The sequence below is a fragment of the Citrobacter sp. TBCS-15 genome, assembly GCF_005280815.1.
In the GTDB taxonomy this organism is placed as follows: domain Bacteria; phylum Pseudomonadota; class Gammaproteobacteria; order Enterobacterales; family Enterobacteriaceae; genus Citrobacter; species Citrobacter werkmanii.
In genome coordinates this window covers 363,091-387,423 of record NZ_SZWK01000289.1, presented here as the reverse complement: position 1 = coordinate 387,423, position 24,333 = coordinate 363,091, and the positions used below count along the sequence as shown (strand labels likewise).

Annotated in this window: 22 protein-coding genes; 10 read left to right on the top strand and 12 right to left on the bottom strand. The window is 50.6% G+C overall.

All coding sequences use genetic code 11. The annotated features are described in order from the left end of the window. Positions 1 to 168: 168 nt before the first annotated feature. From FDW96_RS17615 to serB, 3 genes are all read right to left on the bottom strand, one after another. Positions 169 to 2,154: a ligand-gated channel protein gene (locus FDW96_RS17615; RefSeq protein ID WP_137366044.1), complete on the bottom strand. Its 1,986-nt coding sequence runs from the start codon at positions 2,152 to 2,154 to the stop codon at positions 169 to 171. Between the two features lie 339 nt (positions 2,155 to 2,493). Continuing rightward, positions 2,494 to 3,816 carry an MFS transporter gene (locus FDW96_RS17610; RefSeq protein ID WP_079223432.1) on the bottom strand — a complete coding sequence of 441 codons (1,323 nt, stop codon included), beginning with the start codon at positions 3,814 to 3,816 and terminating at the stop codon, positions 2,494 to 2,496. A gap of 30 nt (positions 3,817 to 3,846) precedes the next feature. Beyond that, the gene (serB, locus tag FDW96_RS17605) at positions 3,847 to 4,734 is read right to left on the bottom strand and encodes a phosphoserine phosphatase SerB (protein ID WP_137366043.1); all 888 of its coding nucleotides are present in this window, start codon (positions 4,732 to 4,734) and stop codon (positions 3,847 to 3,849) included. Positions 4,735 to 4,949: 215 nt separating this feature from the next. Between serB and FDW96_RS17600 the strand changes: the two genes are divergently transcribed. Beyond that, positions 4,950 to 6,332, top strand: a complete 1,383-nt coding sequence (locus FDW96_RS17600) for an L-serine ammonia-lyase (RefSeq protein ID WP_137366042.1) — start codon at positions 4,950 to 4,952, stop codon at positions 6,330 to 6,332. Further along, complete coding sequence (locus FDW96_RS17595; protein ID WP_061382069.1) at positions 6,310 to 6,699, top strand: helix-turn-helix domain-containing protein; 390 nt, start codon at positions 6,310 to 6,312, stop codon at positions 6,697 to 6,699. The genes FDW96_RS17600 and FDW96_RS17595 overlap by 23 nt, the downstream gene beginning before the upstream one ends. Here the strand turns inward: FDW96_RS17595 and fghA are convergent, their stop codons facing one another. Beyond that, positions 6,700 to 7,536 carry an S-formylglutathione hydrolase gene (gene fghA / locus FDW96_RS17590; RefSeq protein ID WP_137366041.1) on the bottom strand — a complete coding sequence of 279 codons (837 nt, stop codon included), beginning with the start codon at positions 7,534 to 7,536 and terminating at the stop codon, positions 6,700 to 6,702. 319 nt (positions 7,537 to 7,855) lie between these two features. Between fghA and folE the strand changes: the two genes are divergently transcribed. The 6 genes from folE (at position 7,856) to mglC (ending at position 14,774) form a co-directional block, all read left to right on the top strand. Further along, positions 7,856 to 8,524, top strand: coding sequence for a GTP cyclohydrolase I FolE (folE, locus tag FDW96_RS17585; RefSeq protein ID WP_003027410.1), 669 nt, complete (start codon positions 7,856 to 7,858; stop codon positions 8,522 to 8,524). 14 nt (positions 8,525 to 8,538) lie between these two features. Then, positions 8,539 to 9,696, top strand: coding sequence for a DUF418 domain-containing protein YeiB (gene yeiB, locus FDW96_RS17580; RefSeq protein WP_137366040.1), 1,158 nt, complete (start codon positions 8,539 to 8,541; stop codon positions 9,694 to 9,696). Positions 9,697 to 9,840: 144 nt separating this feature from the next. Continuing rightward, positions 9,841 to 10,866, top strand: coding sequence for an HTH-type transcriptional regulator GalS (galS, locus tag FDW96_RS17575; RefSeq protein WP_038641992.1), 1,026 nt, complete (start codon positions 9,841 to 9,843; stop codon positions 10,864 to 10,866). A gap of 292 nt (positions 10,867 to 11,158) precedes the next feature. Continuing rightward, positions 11,159 to 12,157, top strand: coding sequence for a galactose/glucose ABC transporter substrate-binding protein MglB (gene mglB / locus FDW96_RS17570; RefSeq protein ID WP_042307319.1), 999 nt, complete (start codon positions 11,159 to 11,161; stop codon positions 12,155 to 12,157). A gap of 70 nt (positions 12,158 to 12,227) precedes the next feature. Beyond that, entirely contained in the window at positions 12,228 to 13,748 is a 1,521-nt protein-coding gene (gene mglA, locus FDW96_RS17565) for a galactose/methyl galactoside ABC transporter ATP-binding protein MglA (RefSeq protein ID WP_005129207.1), read from the top strand. 15 nt (positions 13,749 to 13,763) lie between these two features. Next, on the top strand, positions 13,764 to 14,774 hold the full coding sequence (gene mglC / locus FDW96_RS17560) for a galactose/methyl galactoside ABC transporter permease MglC (RefSeq protein WP_003027393.1): 1,011 nt from the start codon (positions 13,764 to 13,766) through the stop codon (positions 14,772 to 14,774). A gap of 57 nt (positions 14,775 to 14,831) precedes the next feature. Here the strand turns inward: mglC and preA are convergent, their stop codons facing one another. From preA to FDW96_RS17520, 8 genes are all read right to left on the bottom strand, one after another. Next, positions 14,832 to 16,067: an NAD-dependent dihydropyrimidine dehydrogenase subunit PreA gene (gene preA, locus FDW96_RS17555; RefSeq protein WP_137366039.1), complete on the bottom strand. Its 1,236-nt coding sequence runs from the start codon at positions 16,065 to 16,067 to the stop codon at positions 14,832 to 14,834. Further along, complete coding sequence (locus FDW96_RS17550) at positions 16,061 to 17,302, bottom strand: NAD(P)-dependent oxidoreductase (RefSeq protein WP_042307323.1); 1,242 nt, start codon at positions 17,300 to 17,302, stop codon at positions 16,061 to 16,063. Before FDW96_RS17550 ends, preA begins: the two co-directional genes overlap by 7 nt. 233 nt (positions 17,303 to 17,535) lie before the next feature. Beyond that, positions 17,536 to 17,775, bottom strand: coding sequence for a DUF2542 family protein (locus FDW96_RS17545; protein WP_042307325.1), 240 nt, complete (start codon positions 17,773 to 17,775; stop codon positions 17,536 to 17,538). 2 nt (positions 17,776 to 17,777) lie between these two features. Beyond that, positions 17,778 to 18,497, bottom strand: a complete 720-nt coding sequence (sanA, locus tag FDW96_RS17540; RefSeq protein ID WP_038641981.1) for an outer membrane permeability protein SanA — start codon at positions 18,495 to 18,497, stop codon at positions 17,778 to 17,780. Between the two features lie 135 nt (positions 18,498 to 18,632). After that, on the bottom strand, positions 18,633 to 19,517 hold the full coding sequence (cdd, locus tag FDW96_RS17535) for a cytidine deaminase (protein ID WP_042307327.1): 885 nt from the start codon (positions 19,515 to 19,517) through the stop codon (positions 18,633 to 18,635). A 148-nt stretch (positions 19,518 to 19,665) separates the two neighbouring features. Next, a complete protein-coding gene (locus FDW96_RS17530; RefSeq protein WP_137366038.1) occupies positions 19,666 to 20,361 on the bottom strand; it encodes a CidB/LrgB family autolysis modulator in 696 nt (231 codons plus the stop codon). Then, a complete protein-coding gene (locus tag FDW96_RS17525) occupies positions 20,358 to 20,756 on the bottom strand; it encodes a CidA/LrgA family protein (protein ID WP_038641975.1) in 399 nt (132 codons plus the stop codon). The genes FDW96_RS17530 and FDW96_RS17525 overlap by 4 nt, the downstream gene beginning before the upstream one ends. 122 nt (positions 20,757 to 20,878) lie before the next feature. Beyond that, positions 20,879 to 21,787, bottom strand: coding sequence for a LysR substrate-binding domain-containing protein (locus tag FDW96_RS17520; protein ID WP_061382064.1), 909 nt, complete (start codon positions 21,785 to 21,787; stop codon positions 20,879 to 20,881). A gap of 126 nt (positions 21,788 to 21,913) precedes the next feature. Here FDW96_RS17520 and FDW96_RS17515 point away from each other — a divergent pair, with 126 nt between their 5' ends. Then, positions 21,914 to 23,272, top strand: a complete 1,359-nt coding sequence (locus FDW96_RS17515; RefSeq protein ID WP_079223452.1) for an aromatic acid/H+ symport family MFS transporter — start codon at positions 21,914 to 21,916, stop codon at positions 23,270 to 23,272. A gap of 11 nt (positions 23,273 to 23,283) precedes the next feature. Beyond that, positions 23,284 to 24,321 carry a gentisate 1,2-dioxygenase gene (gene gtdA / locus FDW96_RS17510; protein ID WP_079223456.1) on the top strand — a complete coding sequence of 346 codons (1,038 nt, stop codon included), beginning with the start codon at positions 23,284 to 23,286 and terminating at the stop codon, positions 24,319 to 24,321. Positions 24,322 to 24,333 lie beyond the last annotated feature (12 nt).

The window sequence follows — 24,333 nt, the reverse complement described above, 5'->3', positions numbered from 1 at the left end:
GGGAGGCGGCGGTGAGCCTCCCTTGCACGTTCACGGGTATCTGTGATTCAGAGAAGTGATACCGCTGAGGTGAACGGAACCCCGTAGCGGAATAAAATGTTCTCCATACATGCTTAACTAACAGGCATTAGGCATTCACCTTGCCGGGGTTTTTTTATTGCGCCAGACTTAGAAGCTGTAAGTCATGCCAACCGTGTAACGACGACCATCGAGAACGGTGTCGTAGGTATCATAATCGATTTGCTTATCCAGCACGTTGTATACGCCAGCGGTCATCAACAGGTCCCTGGTAGCATAGTAACGTAAACCGACATCGACCTGCGTATAGGATGGCGTTCCCTGTGCCATAGAGGTACGGCTCAGGTACTCAGACGTTTTCCCGCGCAGATTCAGACGGCTCCAGAAACCAAGATCCTGCGTGGCCTGCCAGTCCAGGGTGGTGTTAAACATATGCTTTGGCATTTTGTTTAATGGCTGGCCGGAGAACTGTCCGCTCTTCTGTTCAGATTCCGTGTAGGTGTAGTTCGCCGTCCAGTTGACGTCGGCGGTGATTTTCCAGCCGAAGGTGGATTCTACGCCGCGCATATTGGCTTTATCGACGTTCACGCGATCGCTGACGAAATCATAATGGATGCCACCGATGGTGCAGGCCGGGTCAGAACTGCTGTTACAGCGGCGTACTTCGGTAATTTTGTTTTTGAAGTCGGTATTGAACAGGGTCACGCCCGCGTTGAGATCGTTGCCGTTATCCCACAGTAAACCGATCTCTTCGCTCAGGCTTTTCTCGGGCTTCAGATCCGGGTTGCCAACAATGATCCCGTTCAGACGACCGCCGCCGGTGACCTGTCCCCAACTGGCAGAAGACTGACGCAGATCCGGAGCGCGATAGCCCGCAGATACGCCACCTTTTAACGTCCACTGATCGCTCAGATGCCAGACACCGTAACCGCGCGGTGTCCAGTTGTCACCGTAGTTTTCATCTTTATCCATACGCAGACCGCCGGTCAGCGCGAAGGTATCGGTAATAGCCCATTCGTCTTCAGCAAACAGCGCCCAGCTCCAGCGGGTCAGTTTGTTCAGTCCATCAGCAGCTTGCAACTGGTTGCCATTATCGCGCAGTTTCTCATAACGGTACTGTCCACCCACTGTCAGGGTGTGCGCCCCGAGGAAAATCTGGTTCTGATTGTTAAAGATGGTGTTGTAGGACTTCATCTGGCGACCAGGGTTGTCGGTCTCTTCCTGCTGGACATAGCTGGTGGAGTTGAAGTCGTCGTAATAGCCGCTATGGGTGAGTGAATATGTGGTGTGCACATACTTGCTTTCGCTTTTACTGTTGGGCTTACAGCTTCCGTTGCGGCAGTTTTCTTGTGCCTTGGATTTGCCCGGCGTACTGTCACGATCCTGCAGTTCACGTGCGTAATCGAAGTCGATGTCGTTTTTATCATCCGGCGTGAAGTTCAGGGTTAAACCCCCGTTACGCATACGCTGTTCATTGTAGCCATTGAGGATTTCATCTTCGGCACGATGAGAGAATAATCCGGTCACCTTCGCGCCGAGTAACCCGTCAATCAGCGGCCCGGACGCATAGGCATTGGTCTGGTAAATATCACCGGAATCTCTGTCTTCCTGGAAAGTGGCATCGCCGTGTAAGGATCCGGTCCAGGCTTTGGTATTCGACACTTTTTTGGTGATGACGTTGATAACGCCACCCATCGCATCGGAGCCGTAAAGCGATGACATTGGGCCACGGATGACTTCGATGCGTTCAATGGATTCCAGCGGCGGCAACCAGCCTTGTTCAATACCTGAGTTATCGCTGTTAGGTCGTGTGCCGCGTGTGCTGATGCGTTTACCATTGACCAGGAACAGCGTGTATTGCGAAGCCATACCGCGAATACTGATATCGCTGCTGCTACCGCCACCGGTGACAACGACGCCAGGGACATCTTTTAGCGCATCGGTGACATCGCGATAGGCTTTATCTTCAATCTGCTGCTTGGTAATAACAGATATCGACGCGGGGGCGTCCTGAATTTTCTGCTCGAAGCCGGTAGCGGTGACGACGACGGTGTCCTGTTCAGCGGCATGGCCGAGTGATGGGAGACTGGCGACGCATACTGCGGCAGCTACAGCCTTAACGTGAGGTATAGTCATTTGTATCATTCCATTTAAATGAATCAAACTGCGCGTCATGTGAAAGGCCATGACAATTGTATGTATTTGTCTTTTAAGGACTCTTTTCAGTAAAGAAGCGGTGGAATTGTACAAAAGTGAGAATTTTTGTAAACACAAATGATAATAGAAATCATTTGTGTTTGATGTTGGTTGGATGGGAATTGTTTTAAATCAATAAGATAAGTTAAAAAGAAAAATGGAGAAAAAGTGAAGAAAGCGAGAAGAATGAAGAGCGGAAATGTTTTTGATGCTTAAGAATGGCTTACGTTTTTGACTTAAGGACAGCGGCTATAACCCCGCTGTCCTGTTATGGCTGGCTTATAGCCGATGGAATTTGGCGAGTAAGGCCAGTGACAGGGTGGTTAACAGGATGGCGATCACGGCATACAGATAAACACCAGACCACTCCCAGTTGTTCTTCACTAATATCACCGGTACGCCCGCTAATGCCGCGCCGACATAGCTAAATAATCCCCGGAAGCCGGTTATCGATCCCGCTGCGTCTTTATGAGTAACATCCAGACAACCGACGGCAAAAAGCATATGCGGGCCGTACAGGGCGAACCCCATGATGGTGAAAAGTATGGCCGTAATGGTATATGAAGTATCCTGTACCACTGGGATTAAGATAATACACACGCACAGCATTAAGGCGAATATTAGTCCTGTCATCCAGCGATTACTTTTAAACATAAAGTCCGATAAGTAACCCGCCAGTAGTCCTCCGGCAAGTCCGCCTGCTTCAAACCACGAGATAATGGAGTTGGCCTTAATCAGGCTCCAGCCATGTACCTGCGAATAGTAAATTTGCGGCCAGTCGTTGAGAATGGTGCGGGCAATATAAACAGACATATCGCCAATGATAATAATCCACACCAGTGGGTTAATCAGGATATATTTAACGAAAATCTGCCAAAAGGAGAGGTTGACCGGACTGGCCTTAACCTGGGCAAGTTCTGTCGGATCCTTGCGCCATTCGCCAACGTTAGGCAAACCTAAGGTCCCGGGACGGTCTTTAATCGTAAAGAGCGCAATGATCCCCATCAGCAGGGAGATCGCGCCCGGTACATAAAAACCCATTTTCCAACTGCCGCTCCAGACAATCGCAAAACTGGTCAACAGTGGGGCGAGACTGCCGCCGATATTATGCGCAGCTTCGACGACCGCCCACCAACGCCCGCGTTCATTTTTGGAAAACCAGGATGCCATGATCTTTGCCATTGGCGGAAAACTGGTGCCCTGGAGAATGGCGTTGAGGCTGTACAATACATAAAACGCGGCAACGCTGTCGGAAAAACCAAACAGAATATTGACGATCCCAACGCCAATGAGCACCGGGCCGGTCATGGCTTTCGGATTGATTTTATCAACCAGCATGCCGCCAACAAACTTCATTGACCCATACAGGATGTAAAACAGTGAAGACATGATGGCAAAATCTTCTGCGGTCAGAGCGGTATCAGACAACATTGCCGGCATGGCCGCTGAGAAGTTTTTACGCGTTAAATAAAAGACAGCGTAAGAGATAAAAACCGAGGTAATGATCTCTATCCTGAATTTTTTGTAAGTATGGTCAATCTCTTGTTTTTCTTTTACAACCGGCTTATCAGCCTGGCTGAATATAAACGATTTCAAGCTCATATGAGTTTCCCTTCAGGCAGTGCTCGTGGGTTATAATCCATCTTCGATGAAGAACAAAAGCGACTCGAATCCGTGAAAATTAATTTGATTTGTTATTAACTCTCTGACCGCCGGTTTAGCTTTCCAGGCAATACCCGTGCCTGCATATGTCAGCATGGGAATATCGTTAGCGCCATCACCGCAGGCGATAATATTATGCTGCGGTATCTGCAACGTTTCGGCGAGTCGCTCCAATGTTTTCTGTTTATTATCTGCATTCATGATGGGCGCAGCGATATTATCTGTCAGTTTACCGTCCCTGATTTCAACGGTATTAGAAAAAACATAATCCAGTTGATATTTTTCCTGTAATCTGCGAGTAAAAATGTCTAAACCACCAGAAATAATCGCCGTTTTAAATCCTTTCTGTTTGAGAGTTGGCAAAATAGTGGTAATGCCGGGAGAAGCGGTCATTTGATCGCATACGGCATTAATCACATCGATATGGGTTCCTTTTAACATCCCGATGCGCCGGGTAAAGCTGCTATTGAAATCCAGCTTTCCTTCCATCGCCTGCTTAGTCAGTTCTGCTATCTGTGCTGAGATGCCCAGCACATGCGAAATTTCATCGACACCTTCTTCTTCGATAAATGTCGAGTCCATGTCGAATGCAATAATTCCTTTTGCTGGAATGATTTGTGGTTTAATGAAAAAATCAAACCGCTGAGTGTATGACGTGATCCGCAGTTTTTTATGTATTTCATTTGTGAATGATTCATCTGGTATTGATAATTTAAAATATGATTTATTGATGTGTGTTATATGTAATTGTTCCAGTGTGCACTGATTTTGTTTTGTGTCGCGATTTATAAACGTTTCATGTAACCATACCTGAAGTTTTTCAGGTTCTTTTGCGCTAATAAAATAAATAATTGCCATAAAATCACTCCTGTAAGCTGCAGTTATTGTAAGAGATGGTCGCGACGAGTGAATCCTGCTTTATCACAGATGTGAATGTTAAAAAAAAGATAAAATAGTATTGTTTTTTATACCAGCAAATATACAAAATCTGAAAAGTATCGTTTTTGATATATCACTCACGGTCTGTTTCTACTGGCGGCATATTCTATTGTGACCAACAGGATGAGGCTAAAATGGAAAGTTGTGTTGATATTTTTAAAGTCGCTATTGGACCTTCGAGTTCAAGAACGGTAGGGCCAATGCGTGCTGCGTTTAACTTTATTTCTCAATTAAAGCAGCAGGAGATTTTGCCGCTGACGCGAAAAATTGAGGTTGAGCTATATGGTGCGCTCTCGTTAAGTCGCAAGTGCCATAACGTTGATATAGCGCTTTACCTGGGCTTGTTGGGTAACCAGCCGGATGATGTTGATTTACGTCAGCAAATGGAGGCCATTAAACGTGCTGAACAAAACGGTATTTTGCTGCTCTCTCCTTCAGTTGCCGTGACGGTGACGATTCTGGCTAATCAGCAACCGCATGCCGGTCATCCCTATGCGATGACGTTTCGCGCCCGGGATGATTATTTTACGTTGTATGAAGAAACATGGTTTTCAACCGGCGCCGGACAGGTTCGTAAACCCGGCGCGTCGACGCCCGAGACAGCGGCGCAAGAAAACGTATCTCCTTTTGCTTTTCAGCATGCGGCGCAGCTGCAGGATCTGTGTCAGCGCAATGGTTTATCCGTTGCGGCATTAATGATGAAAAATGAGTTACAGGTGCATTCCCAGGCGGCGTTGCATGACTATTTTTCGCACGTTTGGGCGATTATGCAGCAGGCCGTCCATCGCGGTCTACATACTGAGGGGCTGTTGCCGGGGCCGTATCAGGTACCGCGCAGAGCCTGCGCGCTGCATAAATCACTGGCAATGAGACCCTCTGCTAACGACTTTCTCACCAACCTCAACTGGGTCAATGCCTTTGCGATTGCCGTCAGTGAGGAGAATGCCGCCGGTGGGCGGGTGGTGACCGCGCCGACCAATGGCGCGAGCGGTATCATCCCGGCGGTCCTTAGTTGGTATGATAAGTTTGTCTGTGAACTGGATAATGCGTCGCTTACCCGCTTTTTTCTAACCGCTGGCGCCATCGCGTTACTGTTCAAACAAAATGCATCTATTTTAGGTTCTGAGGTCGGGTGTCAGGGGGAGATCGGCGTGGCAAGTTCGATGGCGGCAGCCGGATTAGCAGAACTGATGGGGGCCTCAGTCGGTCAGGTGCTGAGCGCTGCAGAAATCGCCATGGAACACCATTTAGGTCTGACCTGCGATCCGGTCGGCGGGCAGGTACAAATTCCTTGTGTCGAACGCAACGCGATTTCGTCAGTAAAAGCGATTAACGCCGCAACGATGGCGATAAGCCGCATCAGTGAGCCATGCGTTTCGCTCGATGAGGTGATTGCAGCCATGTATGAAACGGGTAAAGACATGAGCGCGAAATACCGTGAAACGTATCATGGCTGCCTGGGAAAAATTCAGCCCAGAAAAAGGGGAGGGTGGCATGAAATATCACACCATGAATAATGATGAAATCATCTTGTCATTATGCGCGCGTATTCGGGAAACGCGGATTACTCTGGCGCTGACCCAGCAGCAGTTTGCCGACAGCGCTCAGGTGGGGATTGCCACCATTAAACGTATTGAGAAAGGTGGGGGATTGAATCTCGATACGCTTATCTCCCTGCTGCGGGCGCTGAATAAACTGCATCATCTGGATGCAATCTTATTCGAGTCTGAAGTACGGAATTTTAGTGAAGGACATGAGGGAAGTGAGAGTACGTCGCGATTACAGGTACGCCAACAGGCAGCCGATTTAAATCGCAAAGCGTCCGCGCCGCAGTCAGAAGAGATAAGCTACAGCGCGGCAATAGAAAACACTCTGTATTGGTGATCACTTCAGCAAATACTGAGCATGGAAGCGCAGGTGATCCTCAATAAACGACGCAATAAAGTAATAGCTGTGATCGTAACCCGGCTGGATGCGTAACGTCATTGGCCATGCGGTCTGACGTGCCGTTTCGGCCAGTACCGCGGGCTGTAGCTGATCGGCAAGAAACTGATCGCTGTCTCCTTGATCGATAAGCGTCGGAATCGCATCTTCGGGTCTGCTGGCCAACATTAACGCGCAGCTATCCCACTCGGTCCACTGCGATTTATCTTCACCCAGATAAGCGCTAAAAGCCTTCTCGCCCCACGGAACGCGGCAAGGATTAACGATGGGGGCAAAAGCGGAGATGCTGGTGTATTTCCCCGGATTTTTCAGCGCCATAATCAACGCCCCGTGGCCACCCATGGAGTGTCCGCTGATGGCGCAACGATCGCTGACGTTAAACTGCGACTGAATCAGGGCCGGAAGCTCATCACGCAGATAGTCATACATGCGAAAATGAGTTGCCCACGGCTGCTGGGTGGCATTGAGGTAAAATCCAGCACCCTGACCCAAATCGTAGCCATCATCGTTGGCAACGTGATCGCCGCGCGGACTGGTATCTGGCATCACCAGCACAATACCCAGCTCAGCCGCGACACGTTGCGCGCCCGCTTTGGTGGTAAAGTTTTCGTCATTGCAGGTCAGGCCCGACAACCAGTACAGCACCGGAGGCGGGGTATTCTCACGAGATGGGGGAAGAAAGATGCTGAAGGTCATAGCGCAATTTAACGTGGCGGAGTTGTGACGCCAGCGTTGCTGCCAGCCTTCAAAACAGCGGTGCTCTTCAAGCATTTCCATGCGTGGCTCCTTGTTGTGTTGAACCTGAATATGTTTGCGAATTCACCATAATACAGATTATTCATTGCACTGTGAGTAACTTTCACTTCCGCATTGGGCAAACATACTCCATCATCTATATAACTTTACATTAACACTCCAGATCGTCGGGCTGAACGCTACGTGAATTTGGTACGCTGAAAGGCTGTGCCAATTTCAATAATTATCGCGGTGAATACTGGATTATGTGCGCCGCCTCACGCACAATGTTCTGGCTGACACAGCCTAAAAACTTTGCCCCATGCAGGGCAGAGGCGCCACACCTGCAGGAGAAAAAGAAATGTCATCACTCAGTAAAGAAGCGGCTTTGGTTCATGAAGCGCTGGTCGCGCGTGGTCTCGAAACACCACTACGCCCGCCCGTGCAGGAGATGGATAACGAAACGCGCAAACGTCTTATCTCAGGCCATATGACCGAGATTATGCAATTGCTCAATCTCGATTTGAGCGATGACAGTTTGATGGAAACTCCGCATCGCATTGCGAAAATGTATGTCGATGAGATTTTCTCCGGTCTCGATTACGCCAACTTCCCGAAAATCACCGTCATTGAAAACAAAATGAAGGTGGACGAGATGGTTACGGTCCGCGATATCACGCTGACCAGCACCTGCGAGCACCACTTTGTCACTATCGATGGTAAAGCGACGGTGGCGTATATCCCGAAAGATTCAGTCATTGGCCTGTCGAAGATCAACCGCATTGTGCAGTTCTTTGCGCAGCGTCCTCAGGTGCAGGAGCGTCTGACCCAGCAAATTCTCACCGCGCTGCAAACGCTGCTCGGGACGAATAATGTTGCGGTGTCGATTGATGCGGTGCATTACTGCGTAAAAGCGCGCGGCATTCGTGATGCGACCAGTGCGACCACCACCACTTCTCTGGGCGGATTGTTTAAGTCCAGCCAGAACACGCGTCAGGAATTCCTGCGCGCAGTACGTCATCACAACTGATTAGGGCAGGGGCCATGGAGCGTAATGTCACGCTGGATTTTATTCGTGGCGTCGCCATTCTTGGCATCCTGCTTCTCAATATTAACGCCTTTGGTCTGCCAAAGGCGGCATACCTCAATCCCGCCTGGTATGGCAATATCACCTTAACCGATGCCTGGAGCTGGGCGGTGCTTGATCTCTTCGCCCAGGTCAAGTTTCTTACGCTGTTTGCATTGCTGTTTGGGGCAGGGCTGCAAATGCTGCTCCCCCGCGGCAAACGCTGGATCCAGTCGCGGCTAACGCTGCTGGTGCTGTTGGGGTTTATTCACGGGTTACTCTTCTGGGACGGCGATATCCTGTTGGCGTATGGCTTAATTGGTCTGATTTGCTGGCGGTTGATTCGCGATGCCCCTTCGGTAAAAAGCCTGTTTAACACCGGCGTCCTGCTTTATCTGGTGGGGATTGGCGTGCTGCTGCTGCTGGGCGTTATCTCCGGGGGGGAAACCAGTCGGGCCTGGACGCCGGATACCTCAGCTTTGCTGTATGAAAAATACTGGAAAGTGAATGGCGGTCTGGAAGCGGTCAGCAATCGTGTAGATATGATGTCCAATAGCTTGTTGGCACTGGGCGCACAGTACGGCTGGCAACTGGCTGGGATGATGCTGCTTGGCGCAGCATTAATGCGCAGCGGTTGGCTGAAAGGACAGTACAGTTTGCAGCATTATCGACGTACCGGCGTACTGTTGGTCATTGTTGGGATGGCGATTAACCTGCCTGCTATTATCATTCAGTGGCATCTGGACTGGGCCTACCGCTGGTGTGCTTTCCTGTTACAAGCCCCGCGCGAGCTGGGTGCGCCGTTGCAGACTATCGGCTATGCCGCGCTGATGTTTGGCTTCTGGCCGCAGCTGAGCCGGTTAAAGTGGGTGATTGCCATCGCCTGCGTGGGGCGTATGGCATTAACCAACTATCTGTTGCAAACCTTAATTTGCACCACGCTGTTTTATCAATTCGGCTTGTTTATGAAATTTGATCGGCTGGAGCTGCTCTGTTTCGTCATTCCTGTCTGGGCCGTTAATCTTCTGTTCTCCGTCATTTGGCTGCGTTTTTACCGGCAGGGCCCGGTAGAGTGGCTATGGCGTCAATTAACCCTGCGTGCTTCAGGGACATCATTACCACGTACATCCAGATAACGATCTGGATCACATTCATTAACAAAATGGATGTAAGCGCTTTCATTCCTGTGACATCACTCACGCAGTCCGTTTCATTGTGCTGACAAAATACCCAGCCTGGGGTGTCTGTGGCTAACCGCAATCTAAAACAGGGCAGTGAATATGGTAACCATCCGTGATGTGGCACGACAGTCTGGCGTATCTGTAGCGACCGTTTCCCGCGTACTGAACAACAGTGCGCTGGTGAGTCCCGACACGCGTGAAGCGGTGATGAAAGCAGTCACTCAGTTAGGCTATCGACCTAACGCCAATGCGCAGGCGCTGGCGACACAGGTAAGTGACACCATTGGTGTGGTGGTGATGGATGTGTCAGATGCGTTTTTTGGCGCGCTGGTTAAAGCTGTCGATATGGTTGCCCAGCAGCATCAGAAATATGTCCTGATTGGCAATAGCTATCATGAGGCTGAAAAAGAACGTCATGCTATTGAGGTTTTGATTCGCCAACGCTGTAACGCTCTGATTGTTCACTCTAAAGCGCTCAGCGATCGGGAACTGGCAGAGTTTATGGATCAGATCCCTGGCATGGTGCTGATCAATCGCCTTGTTCCGGGTTACGCCCACCGTTGCGTCTGCCTGGATAATATCAGCGGCGCCAAAATGGCGACCCGCATGCTGCTGAATAATGGTCATCAACGCATTGGTTACCTGGCATCAAGCCATCGTATTGAAGATGATGCGATGCGCAAAGAAGGGTGGTTATCGGCCCTGAAAGAACAAGGGATTGATGCGGCGGAAAGCTGGATCGGTACCGGTTCGCCAGATATGCAGGGCGGAGAGTCTGCCATGGTGGAGCTGCTGGGGCGCAATTTGCAACTGACGGCGGTCTTCGCCTACAACGACAACATGGCAGCTGGCGCACTGACTGCGTTAAAAGACAATGGCATCGCCATCCCATTACATCTTTCTATCATTGGCTTTGATGATATTCCCATTGCGCGTTACACCGATCCACAACTGACAACCGTGCGCTATCCCATCGCCTCAATGGCAAAAATGGCGACGGAGCTTGCGCTGCAAGGCGCGGCGGGCACGTTAGATCCTGCGGCGTCGCATTGCTTTATGCCGACGCTGGTGCGTCGTCATTCTGTGGCATTGCGGCAGAATGCGGCACCGATCACTAACTCATAAAGTTGAGCCATGTAACCGTTTTCAATATGTGAGTAAATTCACAGTATATTAACAATGCGATAGCTATGATGACACTGTTTGTTGCGCTGTAACTACTATGTAACGGTGAATAATCACTTTCATCGAGGTATTGGTGCCTTAAACAAAAATTAAAGCCAGTTTTTGGAGCGTTGCCAGGCACGGAAGAATTATTTTTAAAAGTGAGCTTCGGCGTTCAGTAACACTTCAGTAACGTTCTGCCTGCCGAGCATTTATCTCAAGTACTACCCTGCATAATAAAACCGGAGATACCATGAATAAGAAGGTGTTGACCCTGTCTGCTGTAATGGCAAGCATGTTATTCGGCGCGGCTGCGCACGCTGCTGATACCCGCATTGGTGTGACGATTTATAAGTACGACGATAACTTTATGTCTGTGGTACGTAAGGCTATTGAAAAAGATGCCAAAGCGGCGCCTGACGTACAATTGCTGATGAATGACTCGCAGAACGACCAGTCCAAACAAAACGACCAGATCGACGTATTGCTGGCAAAAGGCGTTAAAGCACTGGCGATTAACCTGGTTGACCCGGCAGCTGCAGGCACGGTAATTGAAAAAGCACGCGGTCAGAACGTGCCGATCGTGTTCTTCAACAAGGAACCTTCTCGTAAAGCGCTGGACAGCTATGACAAAGCGTATTACGTCGGTACTGACTCTAAAGAGTCTGGCATTATTCAGGGTGATTTGATTGCAAAACACTGGGCTGCTAACCCGAACTGGGATCTGAATAAAGACGGTAAAATTCAGTTTGTTCTGCTGAAAGGCGAACCGGGACACCCGGATGCTGAAGCACGTACCACTTACGTGATCAAAGAGCTGAACGACAAGGGCATTAAAACTGAGCAACTGCAGTTGGATACCGCGATGTGGGATACCGCTCAGGCGAAAGATAAGATGGATGCGTGGATGTCCGGTCCGAACGCTAACAAAATTGAAGTGGTTATCGCCAACAACGATGCGATGGCGATGGGCGGAGTTGAAGCACTGAAAGCGCACAACAAAACCAGCGTACCGGTATTTGGCGTGGATGCGCTGCCTGAAGCGCTGGCCCTGGTGAAATCCGGTGCCATGGCCGGTACCGTGCTGAACGATGCCAACAACCAGGCGAAAGCGACTTTCGATTTGGCGAAAAACCTGGCTGATGGCAAAGGCGCAGCAGACGGCACTAACTGGAAAATTGACAACAAAATTGTTCGCGTTCCGTACGTCGGTGTCGATAAAGATAATCTGGCTGAGTTCACTAATAAATAAATCTCCGTCTGTGGGCGCAATTTCATTGCGCCCTTAATAACGCGCTTTGCAAGGCCAACAAGGTATATTTATGGTCAGCACACATACTCAGTCGTCAGGCGAATACTTGTTGGAAATGACCGGCATCAACAAGTCTTTTCCCGGCGTTAAGGCTCTTGATAATGTTAATTTAAAAGTCCGTCCACATTCGATTCACGCCTTAATGGGCGAGAACGGCGCGGGGAAATCCACATTATTGAAATGTCTTTTCGGCATCTATCAAAAAGATTCCGGTAGTATTTTATTTCAGGGTAAAGAAATCGATTTTCATTCGGCGAAAGAAGCGCTTGAAAATGGTATTTCGATGGTCCACCAGGAATTAAACCTGGTATTACAACGTTCCGTGATGGACAACATGTGGCTGGGGCGCTATCCCACTAAAGGTATGTTTGTCGATCAGGAAAAAATGTACCGTGATACCAAAGCGATATTTGATGAGCTGGATATTGATATCGATCCGCGGGCGCGCGTCGGTACATTATCCGTTTCACAAATGCAGATGATCGAAATTGCCAAAGCCTTCTCCTATGATGCCAAAATTGTCATTATGGATGAGCCGACTTCATCGTTAACCGAGAAAGAAGTTAATCATCTGTTCACCATTATTCGTAAGCTGAAAGAGCGTGGATGCGGTATCGTTTATATTTCTCACAAAATGGAAGAAATCTTCCAACTGTGTGATGAAATTACCGTGCTGCGCGACGGGCAGTGGATCGCAACCCAGCCGCTGGAAGGGCTGGATATGGACAAGATCATCGCCATGATGGTTGGACGTTCGCTGAACCAACGTTTTCCTGATAAAGAAAACAAACCTGGTGAAGTGATTCTGCAAGTGCGTAACCTGACCTCGCTGCGTCAACCGTCGATTCGTGATGTCTCGTTTGATTTGCACAAAGGGGAAATCCTCGGGATTGCCGGTCTGGTAGGCGCAAAACGCACTGATATCGTTGAAACGCTTTTTGGTATTCGTGAGAAATCATCGGGTACGATTACGTTACACGGCAAAAAAATTAATAACCACAGCGCCAATGAAGCCATCAACCATGGCTTTGCACTGGTCACGGAAGAGCGCCGCTCAACCGGTATTTATGCGTATCTGGACATTGGTTTTAACTCGTTAATCTCCAATATCCAAAACTATAAAAATAAAGTCGGCCTGCTGGATAATTCCCGCATGAAGAGCGATACCCAATGGGTGATTGACTCCATGAGGGTGAAAACGCCGGGCCATCGTACGCAAATCGGTTCACTTTCCGGGGGGAATCAGCAAAAGGTGGTTATTGGCCGCTGGCTATTAACACAGCCAGAAATCCTGATGCTGGATGAACCTACCCGTGGAATCGATGTCGGCGCAAAATTTGAAATTTATCAGTTGATTGCCGAACTCGCGAAAAAAGATAAGGGGATTATTATTATTTCCTCTGAAATGCCGGAGCTGCTGGGTATTACCGATCGTATTCTGGTAATGAGCAATGGTCTCGTTGCCGGAATTGTTGACACTAAAACGACAACGCAAAACGAAATCCTCCGTCTTGCGTCTTTGCACCTTTAAGATTAGGGGCTCCTCATGAGTGCGTTAAATAAGAAAAGTTTTCTTACTTACCTGAAAGAAGGCGGAATTTACGTTGTTCTTTTGGTTTTGCTGGCAATTATTATTTTCCAGGATCCCACTTTCTTAAGTTTACTCAACCTGAGTAATATTCTGACTCAGTCCTCGGTGCGTATTATTATCGCATTGGGTGTTGCGGGACTGATTGTGACGCAAGGGACAGACCTGTCGGCAGGGCGTCAGGTCGGTCTGGCGGCAGTGGTGGCGGCAACCTTACTGCAGTCGATGGAGAACGCCAACAAGGTATTCCCGGAAATGGCGACGATGCCGATCATCGTGGTGGTGCTGATTGTCTGCGTCATCGGTGCGATTATCGGTCTGGTGAACGGTATCATCATCGCGTATCTGAACGTGACGCCGTTTATTACCACGTTGGGTACGATGATCATCGTCTACGGGATCAACTCCCTGTACTACGATTTTGTCGGCGCATCGCCAATTTCTGGCTTTGACAGCGGATTCTCAACCTTTGCGCAGGGCTTTATCGCGCTGGGCAGCTTCCGACTCTCTTATATCACTTTCTATGCGCTGATTGCCGTGGCCTTTGTGTGGGTGCTGTGGAACAAGACCCGCTTCGGTAAAAACATTTTTGCTATCGGCGGTAACCCAGAGGCGGCGAAAGTGTCTGGCGTGAACGTCGCGCTGAACCTGCTGATTATCTATGCGTTGTCTGGTGTGTTCTATGCCTTCGGTGGTTTGCTGGAAGCGGGACGTATCGGCTCGGCGACCAATAACCTCGGTTTTATGTATGAGCTGGATGCGATTGCGGCGTGTGTGGTTGGCGGCGTGTCGTTTAGCGGTGGGGTAGGGACCGTCTTCGGCGTGGTGACCGGTGTGATTATCTTTACCGTCATCAACTACGGTCTGACTTACATCGGCGTTAACCCATACTGGCAGTATATTATTAAGGGCGGCATCATCATCTTCGCGGTGGCGCTGGACTCACTGAAGTACGCGCGTAAGAAGTAACGATAAAACGCTAAAAGGCCGGTGCAGCGCAATCTGCACCGGCCTTTTTTGTCAGCGTTATAATGTTAACGCGTGCTCTTTCTCTCCGGGTTTAAATTTTACTTCACCCAGGTCGATACAGGCGACCGGGCAAACGTGGCCGCACAGCAAGCATCCCACACATTTTTCCGTGTCGCAGTGTGGGGTTCGGGTTTGCTCATTCCATTCCATCGCCTGATGCCCGCCGTCATAACAGGAAATGTAGCAGCGACCACAGCCCACGCATTTATCGAGATGGATGTTTGGGTAGACGATGTAGCTACGGTCAAGATCTTCAGCGGGGATGATATTGGCATTGGCAAGGCCCACCATCTCCTCCAGTGAGTCAAATCCTTGATCGGCGAGGTAATGTGACAGCCCGCTGGTCATGTCCTCCACTATCCGATAACCATACTGCATTATCCCGGTAGTCACCTGCAGCGTGGCCGCGCCTAACAGTAAAAACTCGGCGGCATCTTCCCAGGTTTCTATACCCCCGATGCCGCTAATAGGGAAATCGCGCAGTTCAGGGTGCATGCGTAGTTGCTGAATAAATCGCAAGGCGATAGGTTTAACGGCCTTGCCGGAGTAGCCGGAAATACTGGATTTACCGTTGACGACGGGCATCCCAATTTTCCGGTTCAGATCGATATTGGTGATGGATTTAACCGTATTGATGGTCGCGATACCGTCGGCGCCACCGCGTTTTGCCGCCAGCGCGACCTCACACATATCACCGATATTCGGTGTCATTTTAGCCAGCATCGGCAGGGAAGAGCCGCGTTTAACTGCCCGACAATATTTTTCGACCAGCTCAGGGCTTTGCCCAACATCGCTCCCCATGGCATGTGAGGTCATTTGCGGGCAAGAGAAGTTACACTCGATCATATCTGCACCCGCTTCTTCAACCAGACGGGCCAGCTCCTGCCACTGCTGTTCATTTTCGCCCATGATCGATGCAATCAGGACCTTGTCAGGGTAGTCCTGCTTCAGTCGGCGGATCGCGGCCAGATTCTCCTCCAGCGGATGCTCGGCAATTTGCTCCATATTTTTGAAGCCAACAAAGCCGGTATCTTCTTTGGTCAGATGGTCAAAACGTGGGGAGACTTCATTCGCAATAAAGAAACCGATGGTTTTAAAAACAATCCCGCCCCAGCCGGTATCATAGGCTTTGGCGCACATGTCATAGCAGTTGCCCACCGGAGAAGAAGAGAGGCAGAACGGGTTGGGGAATTTGACGCCGCAAAAAGTAATAGAAAGATCTTTCGTTAACATGAGCAAGCTCCCTCTAAGTAGTGATGAATGGCCTGAGCGGCTTCTTTTCCGGTTTTCACGGCGTAAACCACCGTTTTATCGCCTTTTACAATATCGCCCGCGGCAAACAAAGCGGGATCGGCGGTTTGATAATTATCCGTATCGATAAGATTGCGCTGTGGTTTTAACGCGGTGAAATTTTCAAGTTGAGCATGTTGACCAACGGCGAGAATAATATGTTCGGCTTCAAGCGTCAGTTCTCCCGGCAGGCGAACGTGTTTAAAAGTAACCCGCTTTCCGCTAACCGCCACAGGCGTGAAACCGTCAATAATCGATACCCCTAACGCTTGTGTGCTGCTGAACTCTTTATCGCTGGCTGGGAAATCGGCCAGTTCTTCACGGGCGACACAGGTAACTGACGGACAGCCCAGTAGTTTCAACGTGCTGGCGACATCCATCGCGACATCGCCGCCGCCGATGATCAATGCGCTTTGCGCGACGGTAATATCGCCTTTGGAGTGCCTGGCCCGCTGCAGGAAGTCGACGGCTATTTCGACGTTTTCTGCCTGGTCAAACAGGGGTAACATGGAGCCGTAAGACATCCCTACGGTAACCAGTACGGCGCGGTATTCTGTTTTGAGTTGCTCAACGGAAAGGGCATGGCCGACTTCACAATTGCATTTGATGGTTACGCCCATCTCAACGATACGAGCAATTTCGTTATCTAAAACAGCATGTGGCAGACGAAACTCTGGAATGCCATAGCGTAACCAGCCGCCAGGTTGGGCCTGCTTTTCATAGATAGTGACGTCATAGCCCAGATTGCTCAGCGTTACGCTGGCTTGTAATCCTGCAGGGCCTGCGCCAATGATGGCGATCTTGCCCTGTGTTTTTGTGGCGGGTTGGTAAATTTTCATTGCGGTCTGCTGCTCAAAGTCGGTAATAAAGCGTTGCAGACGTGCAATATCAATCGGCTTATCAATGCCTGAGCGTGTACACCCGCGTTGGCACAACTTTTCGGTTGGGCATACCCGGGCGCATACTGCCCCAAGGGCATTATTTTCACGAATAGTTTCGGCTGCACCCTTAAAATTACGAAAATAAATGGAGCGAATAAATTTTCCGGGGTCAGTTTGCGCCGGACAATCCTGGCTACAGGGGGCGTCGTGACATAATAAACAGCGGGAAGCCTCTTTAATGGCTAATAATGGAGTAAAAGCAGGCGTGAGCTCATCCAGATAATTTTGTTGTGGCATATTTTCTTCCTTAATGCGTGAGTAAATTAAGGCAAACCGTTAATAACAAAATATAAAAATCGAAAGGCTATTCTTAAGGCTAAGCACTGCAGGAAGAGTATTCTGTGAAAGGATTCACAAATAGAAGAGTGTTGGCGGGAAATGCTGACGGGCAGCATTAATCCCTTAATTTGAAATGGTAACCGTTATCATAATATTAGCTATTCTCAAACGCTAATATAAAGATAATATCTTTATCGATAAAAAATTAAGTAAATAACCATACCGAAGGATAAACATCCGCATCCGGCATAAACCAACACATAGGACCAAAATTGCAGGGGCTCTTGATTGCGATAAGCGTATACCGGTTCGCGCGTATTCTTCTTAATTTTATCTACGGCCCCGGTGCGCCAACCTTTCCAGGCCTCACGGAAACAAAACACAGGAATGAGCAGAAAGGCCAACACGACGAAGAGGGTTTGTACATCCATGCTTATTTTCCTTGTTTCTTTTGTAATTCGAGTAATTGTTCAGGCGTAACCGCCGGATACCCCTGCGCATCGTCCGGTACCTGATGCATGGTAGGGATGGGCACCAGTGGGCCTAAAAAACGGGGTTCACGTTTAAAAATATAGAGATCGGCGAGTGCGCCAAAACGCGCACCAAATTCGCGTACCCGCACGGTAAGCATATCTTTTGGTGAAGGTACCGCATAGCACTGGGCCTGAATGCCCATATGCAGCGCAATAAACAAGGCGCGTTCACAGTGGAATCGCTGAGTAATAATGATGAAATCGTTGGTATCGAATACCTTACGGGTACGCACGATGGAGTCGAGCGTACGGAACCCGGCGTAATCAAGCACAATGTCAGCCGGATCGACGCCTGCGGCAATCAGATCCTTACGCATCGTCATGGGCTCGTTATAGCTTTGCTGCGCGTTGTCGCCGCTCAGCAGCAGATAGTTAACCTTGCCGCTGTTATAGGCGTTCAATGCGCCCTGAATACGGTAGCGGTAATACTGGTTGATAACGCCGGTTCGATAGTATTTTGCCGTACCCAGGACCACACCGACCTGGCGGTAGGGTAAATCCTGTAATTCGTCGTAGATATAGGGGGCAGTCTTCCAGCTCATCCATCTGTCGAGTCCAAGCACAGTCAACAGCAGCAGGCCTGACAGGACTAACAGGCTGTAAAACACGCGCTTTAACATGCAGAAAACTCGTTATTTGGGTGGAATTTCAATCAGGCTACTGTACCGGAAGACGTAGCGCAAGAAACAGCAGTCTGATTGAGGGGATTTTAGTCACTGTAACCCGGTTAGCGCAGCGCCACCGGGCTTTATGATTTAACTGAGCAGCACGCGCTCAATATTGTTGCAGCCCAGCGCGTTCAGGGTAGCGGAGGTCGCATCCCACTGGATCAACGGCGCATCGGCTTTTTCAGCCAGCACTGCGCGCTGAATGTCCGGATAGTCGTAACCGTTCAGACTCAACAGGTTTAACGCGCCTTGCAGCGGTGGGAGGGTGGGGTTAAAGGCGGCGTTTTCTGCATAGCTGCCACTGAAAATTCGCCCGTCTTTACACTCGAGCGCCACGCCGCTTGGCGATTTGCTGTACGGCATATGGCATCTGTTGGCGGCGGTAATTGCCGCCTGGGTCAGCGCGTCGCCCTGCAGCGCAAAGCCGTGATCCTGGTCGTCCATCAGTAACGTTTTGATGTCGAGATCTTTTGGCCCGAACGCGTCCGGGAGGTAGTCGCGCAGTGCGTGTGGTTCGCGCCCCGGCAGATGAATGCGTAAATCCAACCCGCTGTTCAGTTCATTCATAAACTGGCGGCAGTGGCCGCAAGGGGTGTAGTTAACGGTGATGGCGGCGAGGCCTTTTTCACCGCGCAGCCAGGCGTGGCTGATGGCACTTTGCTCGGCATGAACGGTTTGCTGCATTGTTGCGCCCAGGAACTCCATGTTGCCACCGAAGTACCAGGTGCCGCTAATGCCGCGAGAGATCGCACCCACGTTGAAGTTGGAAAGCGGAGTACGTGCGCAGGCCGCAGCCAGCGGCAGCAGAGCGAATGCCAGCGCGTCTTCGTCCAGTCCCGATTCGCGTTTCAGCAAAGAGACCTGCTCAGCAGTCAGCATGGCGGGGAAATGCGTATCCGCCAGAACAGGGGCCAGGGCTGATTGCAAGTTATCCGCGAGTTGGGCAAAAGCAGTTTGAAAACGTGGATGCATGGCGATGCCTCATAACAATGTAATGGAATCGTAGTTTACGGGCCTGTTACGGCTTTATATGTGATCCAAATCTCATTGTGTGTGCAACTTATGAAACTTAAATGAAAAATGTGCAACGCATCGCAAATAAATAACCAAAAAGTGAAGGTTAGCCGACCACTGCCAGAATAACCGGGAACAGGAACGGGGCGACCAACGAGGTGATAATGCCGCAAATGACCAGCGCCAGAGAGCTAAACGCGCCTTCCTGATAATCCAGTTCTGCGCAACGCGCGGTTCCCAGGGCGTGCGAAGCGGTACCCATTGCCAGTCCTCGCGCGGCCTTCGTGCGAATGCGCATCGCATTCAGTAAAGTATGACCAAATACCGCCCCGAGAATGCCGACGAAAATGACGCACACCGCGCTGATGGCCGGAATGCCACCAATACTGCCTCCCACCGCCATAGCGATAGGTGTGGTGACCGATTTCGGCATGATTGACGCAGCAATTTCCGGTGATGCGCCCATCAACAGGGCGATTGTTGTGCCGGTAACCATCGCCACGACGCTCCCGGCAAAGCAGATAGCGATTATTGATTTCCAGCGCGCGCGAATTTGGTGCAGCTGTTCGTATAACGGATAGGCCAGCGCGACCACGGCAGGTTGCAGTAAATCGTTCAGCACCTTGCTGCCTTTGAAATAGTGATCGTAGGGAATTCCGGTCAGCATCAGAATGGGAATAATCACCACCATCGCGACCAGCAGCGGATTCAGCAGCGGCATTTTAAAGCGTGCTGCCAGCTTACGTGCGCCAAAGAATACTGCGAGAGTAAGGGGTAACGACCACCAGATATACGTCATCATTCTTTCGAACCTTTTTGGCCAACAATTTTGCGTTCACCGTGTACAAGGTGTGAGCTCCAGCTCACCACGAGGAAAACAACCAGCGTACTGATGGTGCATGACACCACCACCGGGCCAAATTGTGCGCGGAGCAAATCAAAGTACTGCATGATCCCCACGCCAATCGGGACAAATAACAGGGCCATATAGCGAATCAGGACATAACAGCCGGGATTAACCCATTTTGCCGGTAATACCTGCAATGCCAGTAAGACAAACAGAATCAGCATGCCGATGATGCTGCCCGGAATCGTGATCGGCAGCAGCGAAGCGATAAAAATACCTGCATAGAGGCAGGCATAGATTAGGACGAATGCGCGCAAATATTGCCAGATAATGTTCAGTGATTTGCTCATAATTGAAACCCTTGACGAGACTGATTCATCATACAATTAAACTTCAAAACGTGCTACCGATCACATCATGAATTCTAAGCATAGAGGAAATAGACATCTGGAACATTGCGCAAATGACTGCGCTAAACCTGCGCCAGGTAATACAAAAAGCGATTCAGGGCGGTGGTGGGCGTTTCATTGTTGCGCCAGAATACGCCTACGCTGCCTTTTTGTTCAATCTTCGGCAGATTCAGGATAGCCAGCTGTCCCTGAGCGGCATAACGCTGTGCCAGACGCAGAGAAAGAATAGAAACCATGTCGCTACTTTGCAGCAGGTTGGTACTGACGTTTATCGACGCTGATTCAATGGTGTTTTCTGGCAGCATTACGCCATTATCGACCAGCGCGTTGTCAATGCTAATCCGAATGGGGGTGCCTGTCGGCCAGACAATCCAGCGCCAGTTAGCCAGATCGTTCCAGGTGAGCAGGGGATATTTTGCCAGCGGATGGTCGGGGCGGGCGACAAAACAGACCGGCTCGGTATACAGCACCTGGTAATTGAGCGGCAACTGGAGCGCCCGGCCGCCAACGCGACCGACGACGACATCCACTGAACCCGCCAGAAGATCGTGCAGTAACGGGGTCATCACTTTCTCTTCAATATTGAGATGCAAAGTGGGTAGCTCCGTAAGCAAACCCAGTATTGCTTGTGAAACGCAGTCGGTCGCCACCGGCGAGCAGCCAATCTTCAGGCTTCCCACCAGACCGCCTTGCTTGAAACGGGCAATTTCATACTGCGAACGCTCCATATCATTGATCAGGCGCTGAGCATGCTGCAGTAACAGCTTGCCGCCTTCGGAAGGACGCAAGCCTTTGCTGTGACGTTCAAAGAGCGTGATGCCAATCTCATCTTCGAGCTGTGATAACCATTTGGACAATGCAGGCTGGGTGATATTCATCATCCGGGCGACGTGAGTCAAATTTCCCTGTTCCCCTAGCGCGACCAGCGTTTGCAGGTGTTGCAACTTTAGTTTCTGTGCCCAGTTAGCCATTTGCTATAACCTCCAGGTTATGCCTCTGCATGAAAAGCCATTGTACATTTCATCTCCAAACATACAAAGTCGCAACATACCTAAAACAAAACAGACATCTACTCTACCTGCACTGAGGCATTCACTATGACTCAACAACGTGATCTACAAGCACTGATCGATTCTGCCCCCGTCGGTAAGACGCAGTGGCGCGTGATTATTTGCTGTTTCCTGGTTGTCATGCTCGACGGTTTTGATACCGCGGCTATTGGTTTTATCGCACCCGATATACGCACCCACTGGCAATTGACTGCCGGAGATCTGGCGCCGCTTTTTGGCGCAGGACTGCTGGGGCTAACTGCTGGCGCGTTGCTCTGCGGCCCGTTGTCCGATCGCTTTGGCCGTAAACGGGTGATTGAGCTTTGCGTGGCGCTGTTTGGCGCGCTGAGTCTGATCTCTGCTTTTTCGCCCGATCTGCAAACGCTGGTTATTTTGCGTTTCCTTACCGGGTTAGGTCTGGGCGGCGCGATGCCTAATACCATCACCATGACGTCGGAATACCTGCCAGCCCGTCGACGTGGCGCCTTGGTCACCATGATGTTCTGCGGCTTTACGCTCGGATCGGCTATGGGCGGCATCGTCAGCGCTCAACTGGTGCCGGTTATTGGTTGGCACGGCATTCTGGTGCTGGGAGGCGTTTTGCCGCTCATGCTGTTTGTCGCCCTGCTGTTTGCGTTACCGGAATCCCCGCGCTGGCAGGTTCGTCGCCAGCTACCGCAAAACGTGATTGCCAGAACTGTCAGCGCTATTACCCGGGAGCGTTATGACGATACCCATTTTTATCTCAACGAGAGTTCAGCGATTGCCAAAGGCAGTATCCGCCAGCTGTTCGTCGGGCGACAGTTGCCCATTACCCTGATGTTATGGGTGGTGTTCTTTATGAGCCTGCTGATTATTTATTTGCTCTCCAGTTGGATGCCAACGCTGCTTAACCATCGCGGAATCGACCTGCAACATGCCTCCTGGGTAACCGCGGCCTTCCAGATTGGCGGTACGTTAGGCGCGCTGGCGCTGGGCGTACTGATGGATAAATACAATCCTTTCCGCGTGCTGGCGGTGAGCTATGCACTGGGGGCGGTGTGTATCGTCATGATTGGCCTGAGCGAAAACGGTCTGTGGCTGATGGCGTTGGCGATTTTTGGCACCGGCATCGGGATTAGCGGTTCTCAGGTGGGTCTCAATGCTTTAACCGCTACCCTTTATCCGACGCAAAGCCGGGCGACGGGCGTCAGTTGGTCTAATGCCATTGGCCGCTGCGGCGCGATTGTCGGTTCGCTTTCCGGCGGCGTGATGATGGCGATGAATTTCTCATTCGATAACCTGTTTTTCATTATTGCCGTTCCGGCGGCCATCAGCGCGGTGATGCTTACGCTGCTGACGGTTGTTGTTCGCCAGTCGGCCTCTGTCCCTGACGCCTTGCCACGCGCAGGCATCGTGAACGAATAAGGAGAATCCCTATGTCTGAACTGAATCAGGATGTTAAGAACAGCCGCCAGCAGTTTTACCAGCATATTTCCGGGCAGAATCTGACCCCGCTGTGGGAGTCGCTGCATCGTCTGGTGCCGTCAACGCCGAACGCGCATTGCGCGCCTGCGTACTGGAACTATCAGGAGATCCGCCCGCTGCTGCTGGAAAGCGGCGATCTGATTGGCGCGAAAGAGGCGATTCGCCGCGTGCTGGTGCTGGAAAACCCAACGCTGCGCGGACAGTCATCAATCACGCCAACGCTGTATGCCGGGTTACAGCTGATTATGCCGGGCGAGGTTGCGCCGAGCCACCGTCATAATCAGTCTGCGTTGCGCTTTATTGTCGAAGGGAAAGGGGCATTTACCGCCGTCGATGGCGAGCGCACCCAAATGCATGAAGGCGATTTTATTCTGACGCCGCAATGGCGCTGGCACGATCACGGCAACCCAGGCAGCGAACCGGTAGTGTGGCTGGACGGTCTGGATCTGCCGCTGGTGAATCTGTTGGGCTGCGGCTTTGCGGAAGACTACCCAGAAGATCAGCAGCCGGTCACGCGCAAGGAAGGGGATTATTTACCGCGCTATGCGGCCAATATGCTGCCGCTGCGTCATCAAAAGGGTAATTCATCGCCCATTTTCAACTATCGCTACGATCGTAGCCGTGAAGCACTGCATGACCTGACCCGCCTGGGCGAGGCCGATGAGTGGGATGGTTACAAGATGCGCTACGTGAACCCGGTAACTGGCGGTTATCCCATGCCGTCAATGGGGACCTTTCTGCAATTGTTGCCGAAGGGCTTTTCTTCACGGATGGCGCGTACCACTGACAGCACTATCTACCATGTGGTGGAAGGAAGCGGACAGGTCACCATCGGCAACGAAACCTTCAATTTTTCGCCAAAAGATATCTTCGTGGTGCCGACCTGGCACGGTGTGTCGTTCCAGGCCAGCGAAGATGCCGTCTTATTCAGTTTTTCGGACAGACCGGTTCAGGAAGCGCTGGGGTTGTTCCGTGAAGCACGCTATTAATTTGGGAGAGAG

Bases quoted from the DNA above. Each gene is read 5' to 3' on its own strand.
- fghA (WP_137366041.1), bottom strand. From the start codon at position 7,536: ATGGAAATGCTTGAAGAGCACCGCTGTTTTGAAGGCTGGCAGCAACGC.
- FDW96_RS17600 (WP_137366042.1), top strand. From the start codon at position 4,950: ATGGAAAGTTGTGTTGATATTTTTAAAGTCGCTATTGGACCTTCGAGT.
- FDW96_RS17520 (WP_061382064.1), bottom strand. From the start codon at position 21,787: ATGGCTAACTGGGCACAGAAACTAAAGTTGCAACACCTGCAAACGCTG.
- preA (WP_137366039.1), bottom strand. From the start codon at position 16,067: ATGTTAACGAAAGATCTTTCTATTACTTTTTGCGGCGTCAAATTCCCC.
- mglB (WP_042307319.1), top strand. From the start codon at position 11,159: ATGAATAAGAAGGTGTTGACCCTGTCTGCTGTAATGGCAAGCATGTTA.
- cdd (WP_042307327.1), bottom strand. From the start codon at position 19,517: ATGCATCCACGTTTTCAAACTGCTTTTGCCCAACTCGCGGATAACTTG.
- FDW96_RS17595 (WP_061382069.1), top strand. From the start codon at position 6,310: ATGAAATATCACACCATGAATAATGATGAAATCATCTTGTCATTATGC.
- serB (WP_137366043.1), bottom strand. From the start codon at position 4,734: ATGGCAATTATTTATTTTATTAGCGCAAAAGAACCTGAAAAACTTCAG.
- gtdA (WP_079223456.1), top strand. From the start codon at position 23,284: ATGTCTGAACTGAATCAGGATGTTAAGAACAGCCGCCAGCAGTTTTAC.
- FDW96_RS17515 (WP_079223452.1), top strand. From the start codon at position 21,914: ATGACTCAACAACGTGATCTACAAGCACTGATCGATTCTGCCCCCGTC.
- FDW96_RS17530 (WP_137366038.1), bottom strand. From the start codon at position 20,361: ATGATGACGTATATCTGGTGGTCGTTACCCCTTACTCTCGCAGTATTC.
- FDW96_RS17610 (WP_079223432.1), bottom strand. From the start codon at position 3,816: ATGAGCTTGAAATCGTTTATATTCAGCCAGGCTGATAAGCCGGTTGTA.
- FDW96_RS17525 (WP_038641975.1), bottom strand. From the start codon at position 20,756: ATGAGCAAATCACTGAACATTATCTGGCAATATTTGCGCGCATTCGTC.
- FDW96_RS17545 (WP_042307325.1), bottom strand. From the start codon at position 17,775: ATGGATGTACAAACCCTCTTCGTCGTGTTGGCCTTTCTGCTCATTCCT.
- mglA (WP_005129207.1), top strand. From the start codon at position 12,228: ATGGTCAGCACACATACTCAGTCGTCAGGCGAATACTTGTTGGAAATG.
- mglC (WP_003027393.1), top strand. From the start codon at position 13,764: ATGAGTGCGTTAAATAAGAAAAGTTTTCTTACTTACCTGAAAGAAGGC.
- FDW96_RS17550 (WP_042307323.1), bottom strand. From the start codon at position 17,302: ATGCCACAACAAAATTATCTGGATGAGCTCACGCCTGCTTTTACTCCA.
- galS (WP_038641992.1), top strand. From the start codon at position 9,841: ATGGTAACCATCCGTGATGTGGCACGACAGTCTGGCGTATCTGTAGCG.
- folE (WP_003027410.1), top strand. From the start codon at position 7,856: ATGTCATCACTCAGTAAAGAAGCGGCTTTGGTTCATGAAGCGCTGGTC.
- yeiB (WP_137366040.1), top strand. From the start codon at position 8,539: ATGGAGCGTAATGTCACGCTGGATTTTATTCGTGGCGTCGCCATTCTT.
- FDW96_RS17615 (WP_137366044.1), bottom strand. From the start codon at position 2,154: ATGACTATACCTCACGTTAAGGCTGTAGCTGCCGCAGTATGCGTCGCC.
- sanA (WP_038641981.1), bottom strand. From the start codon at position 18,497: ATGTTAAAGCGCGTGTTTTACAGCCTGTTAGTCCTGTCAGGCCTGCTG.